The sequence below is a fragment of the Bradyrhizobium guangdongense genome, assembly GCF_006483445.1.
Classification (GTDB): Bacteria; Pseudomonadota; Alphaproteobacteria; order Rhizobiales; family Xanthobacteraceae; genus Bradyrhizobium; species Bradyrhizobium guangdongense_A.
Genome location: NZ_PPPT01000230.1, coordinates 1 through 6,119, shown reverse-complemented (window position 1 = coordinate 6,119; position 6,119 = coordinate 1). Strand labels below are relative to the sequence as shown.

Sequence of the window (6,119 nt, the reverse complement as noted above, 5' to 3'; positions counted from 1 at the left end):
CGGCCTGTCGCCGATCCTGATGGGCGCGGCGAACTCGTCCGGCGGCGTGATGGGCAAGATGATCGACGCGCAATCGATCGTCGTCGCCTCCACCGCGACCAACTGGTACGGCCATGAGGGCACGATTTTGCGCTTCGTGTTCTGGCACTCCATCGTGCTGGCCTGTCTGGTCGGCGTGCTGGTGACGCTGCAAGCCTATGTCTGGCCGTTCACGGCGATGGTCCTGAAATAGCGGACGGTTTTGCTGCAATCGCATCCCCGCGGGGGCTTGGCCCCCGTGGGGATTATTGCGTCGGAGCGAACCTTCTCAATGTGGTTGCCGTCTTATAAAAGGTCCGCCAGTTCAGAACGGTCGAGGGATTTCATGATTTCGTTTCAGCGGATCTTTGGTGCAGCTGCGGTGGTGGTGCTGGCGTCAGGCGTGGCTCAGGCCGCCGACGGCTTTCCCTTCGGGACCGAGTTGACGCTGGAGGCCTTGCCGCAGCCGGGCTCGAAGCGCGTCCCGAACATCGAGATCGGCGACAATGGCGAGGTGATCCTCGAGCTCTGGTGCAAGGCCGCCAAGGGCCAGTTCTCGGTCGCCGGCAACACCGTGATCTTCGTGCCCGCCCAGGTGCAGGATCGCTCCTGCCCGCCCGCCAAGGCGCAGGCCGATGACGAACTCGTCGCAGCCCTTGCGGATGCCGCCACCTGGAAGCGCCAGGGCGAGATCGTCACCTTCATCGGCGCGAGGCAACTGCGCTTCCGCGTCAACGGGAACTAGCTTCGCGTCGCATGCGCCCGACTCGACTTCTCCGTGACTTCAGGTAGCCACCTGTCGTTGTGAATATTTCCAGATGTGTCGGGCGAGTTACAGCGTACGGCCCGATTGCCTTCTATTCTTGTCGAATTCTGGCGCAATGATCGCCAAACATATTTAGGGGACGCGCATGAAGGCACTGGGAATCGCCCTGGTCGCGGCAAGCGGCCTTTTTGCGGGAATGTCGGTGGCTCACGCCGCGGACATGGCCGTCAAGGCACCCATCGCGGTACCGGCGCCGGTATTCAGTTGGACCGGCTTCTACGTCGGTGGAAATATCGGCGGCGCCTGGACCGGCAACCAGTCGGACCCCTATACCGGACCTGTCCTTCCCGGCTTCATCGTTTTGCCGCCGAACGCCGCGATCATTACCCTCTTCCCGGGCACCATCGATACGCTTGCCGGACCAGGCAGCAAGAGCGCCGTGATCGGCGGCCTCCAGGCCGGATACAATTGGCAGGTCCAGCGGGTCGTGCTCGGCGTAGAGGCCGATGCCGTGGGCACGGGCTTTGATGGCGCCACCGAAACGAGGTCGCGCACCTTCGGTGCTCCACTCATCATCGGCGCGCCGGTCACGCAGACCCTGACGGTTGATTATGGTCGCATTAACTGGATGGCGTCGTTCCGCGGGCGGCTCGGCTTCACCGCGGATCGCATCCTGTTCTATGCAACCGGTGGCGCCGCGGTCGCCGGTGTTGGCGGTAGCTCGGCGACAGTCGTGAATGGCCCGGGCATCGCGATACCAGCAGGCACCTTTTCGTCGGCAGGCAGCGGTTCCGAGACCCGATGGGGTTGGACGCTGGGCGGTGGCATCGAATGGGCCTTCGCCAATCAATGGAGCGTGGCTGGCGAATACCGCCATTCGGATTTCGGAAGGCGCGGCATAAACGTCGCGATCCCCGATGGCTTCGGCGGCACGTTCGGGACGGTCGCGAGCAGCAGCAGGCTGACCGTCGATCAGGTCACCGCACGCGTCAACTACCGCTTCGGCGGTCCCGTCGTCGCGCGCTATTGATCCGACGGAGAGCGGGGCGCTTGCCCCGCAACGTCACTTCCACGCCGACTTGTCGGCGTCCCAGCGCTGGCCCTTCAATTCCTTGGCGAGCGCCTCGATCGAGCCGTTGTCGTCGGGCAGATCGCCTTCTTCGTCGACGCTCGCCTCGTCGGACAGATTGAGCTTGGCGCCCGTGCTCTCGTCCGCGGTCGTCACCTGTGGGCTGCCGATCCACAGCATGAGCTTGTCGGAGGCGCCGGGCTTGTCCGATGAGACGAGGCCCGCGACCTCGATCGTGTCGGTGAGCTCGAGCGCCGGGAAATCCACGTTCGGCCGCTTGAAGACGAGCTTGAGCTTGCCGGTGGCGGCGTTGAAGCTCGACGACACCGGTTTTGCGGCGAGCGTCTTGCTCAGGACATTGGAGACGGCGGTCGCGAGCTTGTCCCTGGCGATCTTGTCGCCCTCGCGCCAGTCGGCGGCGGCGAGGCGGATGGTGCGATCCATCTCAACCAGGCCTGCGGTCCAGCCGACGGCGGTCACGCCCGGCGTCGCCTTGAATTTGGCGAGCAGGGCAGCCGCGCGCTCGGGATCGACCGACATGTTGATGGTCTGCTCGCCGGCGCGTAGCGCATCGCAGCCGACCGACAGGCTCGCCAGCGTCACCTCGACGTCCTGGCCTTTCAGGCTCTTGAGGAAGTCGGTCACGGCCTCGAGCTTGACCTTGACCGCAATCGCTTCCGGCGAGACCTCGGTAAAGTCCTTCGGTGCCGCGGTGATGCCGTCGTCGGTGGTCTGGTTGTCCAGAAATTCCTTCTCGCTGAGATCGGAATTGTCGGGCGATGTCACCTCGGTGACGACGCCGCCGATCGAGATCTGGCCGCGGAATTCAAACGTGTCGCCGCTCTGCTTGCGCGCCAGCTTGATGGTGACCGGCGACTTCTCGCCGAGGCTTTGCGTCGTGCCCGACAGCGTCTGGCCGTTGACCTGGAGGTTGGCGACGAAGCGATCCTTGCGGTCGGAATTCTTTGCAATCGGGTAACAGACGTCGAGCACGGCAGCCGTGACATTCTTGCCCTGCCGCGTCTCCTTGAGGATGACGTCGGCATTGCCGTCCATCAGCCCGTCGATCGAGGTGAAATAGCGCGTCTCCGGTCCGGCGGGGTTTGTGGCCTTCGGCGACAGCTTCATCTGGGCGGTGGCGACGTCGGGAGAGGCCGCGAACACGGCGACCAAAAGAGCTGTCGAGCAGACCAGAAGCGCGCGCATCGGTGAAATCCTCGGACGAGATCAGAATCGGGCGTCACCGTAGTGGGTTTTCGCCGATCGTTGAATCGGAAAGCACGCCAATTCTCGGCAAAAAGAAGGCCGCCCGGAGGCGGCCTTCGTATCCTCTCAACAGGCGAGGGGGTTAGAAGCCGCCCATGCCGCCGCCGGGCGGCATGGCAGCCGGCGCGTCCTTCTTCGGCATCTCGGCGACCATGGCTTCGGTGGTCACCAGCAGGCCTGCCACGGAGGAAGCGTCCTGCAGCGCGGTGCGCACCACCTTGGCGGGGTCGATGATGCCCTTCTCGACCATGTCGACATACTGCTCGGTCTGGGCGTCGAAGCCGAAGGTCTCGGACTTGTTCTCCAGGATCTTGCCGACGACGATCGAGCCTTCCACGCCCGCGTTCTCGGATATCTGGCGAAGCGGAGCTTCCAGCGCCTTGAGCACGATGTTGATGCCGGCCTGGACGTCGGCATTGGCGTTGGTGATACGGCCGACCGCCTTCTTGGCGCGGAGCAGCGCGACGCCGCCGCCGGGGACGATGCCTTCCTGCACCGCGGCGCGGGTGGCGTTGAGCGCATCCTCGACGCGGTCCTTCTTCTCCTTGACCTCGATCTCGGTCGCACCGCCGACGCGGATGACGGCGACGCCGCCCGCGAGCTTGGCCAGGCGCTCCTGGAGCTTCTCACGGTCGTAGTCCGAGGTGGTCTCCTCGATCTGGGCCTTGATCTGGCCGACGCGGGCCTCGATCTCCGGCTTCTTGCCGGCGCCCTTGACGATCGTGGTGTTCTCCTTGTCGATCACCACCTTGCCCGCACGTCCGAGCATCTTCACCGTGACGTTCTCGAGCTTCATGCCGAGGTCTTCGGAGATGAGCTGGCCGCCGGTGAGGATCGCGATGTCCTCCAGCATGGCCTTGCGGCGGTCGCCGAAGCCCGGCGCCTTGACGGCGGCAACCTTGAGGCCGCCACGGAGACGGTTGACGACGAGCGTGGCGAGAGCCTCGCCCTCGACGTCCTCGGCGATGATGACCAGCGGCTTGCCGGACTGCACCACGGCTTCCAGCACCGGCAGCATCGCCTGCAGGCCGGAGAGCTTCTTCTCGTGCAGGAGGATGTAGGCGTCCTCGAGCTCGGCGGTCATCTTCTCGGCGTTGGTCACGAAGTAGGGCGACAGATAGCCGCGGTCGAATTTCATGCCCTCGACGATGTCGACTTCGGTGTCGAGCGACTTGTTCTCTTCGACGGTGATGACGCCTTCGTTGCCGACCTTCTGCATCGCCTGCGCGATCATCTTGCCGATGGCCGAATCGCCGTTGGCCGAGATGGTGCCGACCTGGGCGACCTCGGAGGAGGAGGCGACGGGCTTGGCGCGCTTCTCGATGTCCTTGATGACGGCGGCAACCGCGGTGTCGATGCCGCGCTTGAGGTCCATCGGATTCATGCCGGCGGCAACCGCCTTGGCGCCTTCGCGCACGATGGCCTGGGCCAGCACGGTCGCGGTGGTGGTGCCGTCGCCGGCGAGGTCGTTGGTCTTGGAGGCGACCTCACGCACCATCTGGGCGCCCATGTTCTCGAACTTGTCCTCGAGCTCGATCTCCTTGGCGACCGTGACGCCGTCCTTGGTGATGCGGGGCGCGCCGAACGACTTCTCGATGACGACGTTGCGGCCCTTCGGGCCGAGCGTCACCTTGACGGCGTTGGCGAGAATATCGACGCCGCGCAGCATGCGATCGCGCGCGTCTCCGGAAAACTTGACGTCTTTGGCAGCCATGTTCTGCAAATCCTTGATACTTGGTGATGGATGCCCGGATCAGCGATCCGGGCATGACATTCAGCGGCTGTTCAGGCGACCGGCCTTAGGCCAGCACGCCCATGATGTCCGACTCCTTCATGATCAGGAGCTCGTCATTGTCGATCTTGACCTCGGTGCCCGACCATTTGCCGAACAGAACGCGGTCGCCGACCTTGAGGTCGATCGGGATCAGCTTGCCGGCCTCGTCACGGCCACCGGGGCCGACGGCGACGACTTCACCCTGGGACGGCTTCTCCTTGGCGGTGTCGGGAATGATGATGCCACCCTTGGTCTTTTCCTCGGCATCGATACGTTTGACCACGACACGGTCATGCAGCGGACGAAATTTGGATTTAGCCATGACGTTTCCCTTTGGAAGGCTCGCTTCGGAATCAGCGGAAGTGGGTGGGGCCGCGCCCTCGTCCGACCTCTGGGGAGCGGACGGCGCGCTTAGCAATCTGCCTTTCGGAGTGCTAATAGTGGCCCGGAAATATGGCTTGGCTTCGATCCTGTCAAGCAAAGGTGGTTAAGCGATTGGTGATGCGGATATAGGATGGTGTGGGAGAAACTCATTCGGGGCCCAGGACGTAATATACGACGTCATTGCTCCGACAGCGGTTTTGCGCTTGGCTGCCGGGAGGGTGCGGCCAACTCTGTCTTAAGACGGGTTCAGTTCGGGGGAATGCCATGATCAGTTCAGCTCGCACGCGGACGGTTGCCAATCTGGCCGCCGTTTCGGCTTTGGCGGTGTTGCTGGGCGCCTGCAGCGGCGGCATGAGCCTGCCTTCCTTCTCGTCCTCCTCGCCGCCGCCGGACGCCGAGCCGGGTGCCGGCCCGGAAATGCCTGCGACAATCCGTTCCGACGAGATCGTCGGCCGCTGGGGCCTTGCCTCGTTCCAGAATCCTGCCGACCGGGCCCGTACCGAGGCCGCCGCGCGTGCGCAATGCAAAAACCCCTATGTGATCAGCGCCGGCTCGTCCGGCGGCGTGATCATGCATCTCGCCGACCAGGCCACCCCGCAGGAACTGCGGCTCAAGGGTTCGCCGAGCGGCAAGAACTATATCGGCCCCGCCGGCCCGACCCCCGGCGAGCAGGACCGCGAGATCGTCTCCTTCGACGGCCGCGTCCTGATCACCCGCTTCATCGACAAGGACGCCGCCACCCGCTACGGCAACATGGTCTACGTCCGCTGCGCGCCACGGGCTTGATTTCATCTCCTCCGTCATTCCGGGGCGGTCCGCAGGACCGAACCCGGAATCTCGAG

The 6,119-nt window shown here is 64.3% G+C and carries 7 protein-coding genes; 4 read left to right on the top strand and 3 right to left on the bottom strand.

Going from position 1 to position 6,119, the window contains the following annotated elements; genetic code table 11:
* From C2U70_RS29035 to C2U70_RS29025, 3 genes are all read left to right on the top strand, one after another.
* Window positions 1-232, top strand: a 232-nt coding sequence (locus tag C2U70_RS29035) for an L-lactate permease (RefSeq protein ID WP_140982062.1), incomplete at its 5' end; no start/stop codon positions are given.
* 132 nt (window positions 233-364) lie between these two features.
* On the top strand, window positions 365-763 hold the full coding sequence (locus tag C2U70_RS29030; RefSeq protein WP_140982061.1) for an META domain-containing protein: 399 nt from the start codon (window positions 365-367) through the stop codon (window positions 761-763).
* A gap of 166 nt (window positions 764-929) precedes the next feature.
* Window positions 930-1,814, top strand: coding sequence for an outer membrane protein (locus C2U70_RS29025; RefSeq protein ID WP_140982060.1), 885 nt, complete (start codon window positions 930-932; stop codon window positions 1,812-1,814).
* Window positions 1,815-1,847: 33 nt separating this feature from the next.
* Here the strand turns inward: C2U70_RS29025 and C2U70_RS29020 are convergent, their stop codons facing one another.
* From C2U70_RS29020 to C2U70_RS29010, 3 genes are all read right to left on the bottom strand, one after another.
* Complete coding sequence (locus C2U70_RS29020; RefSeq protein ID WP_140982059.1) at window positions 1,848-3,059, bottom strand: hypothetical protein; 1,212 nt, start codon at window positions 3,057-3,059, stop codon at window positions 1,848-1,850.
* A 142-nt stretch (window positions 3,060-3,201) separates the two neighbouring features.
* Window positions 3,202-4,833 carry a chaperonin GroEL gene (gene groL / locus C2U70_RS29015; protein ID WP_140982058.1) on the bottom strand — a complete coding sequence of 544 codons (1,632 nt, stop codon included), beginning with the start codon at window positions 4,831-4,833 and terminating at the stop codon, window positions 3,202-3,204.
* 85 nt (window positions 4,834-4,918) lie between these two features.
* Complete coding sequence (locus C2U70_RS29010) at window positions 4,919-5,215, bottom strand: co-chaperone GroES (protein ID WP_140982057.1); 297 nt, start codon at window positions 5,213-5,215, stop codon at window positions 4,919-4,921.
* Window positions 5,216-5,541: 326 nt separating this feature from the next.
* On the opposite strand from C2U70_RS29010, the gene C2U70_RS29005 reads away from it, so the two are divergent.
* Window positions 5,542-6,063, top strand: a complete 522-nt coding sequence (locus C2U70_RS29005) for a hypothetical protein (protein WP_186294540.1) — start codon at window positions 5,542-5,544, stop codon at window positions 6,061-6,063.
* Window positions 6,064-6,119 lie beyond the last annotated feature (56 nt).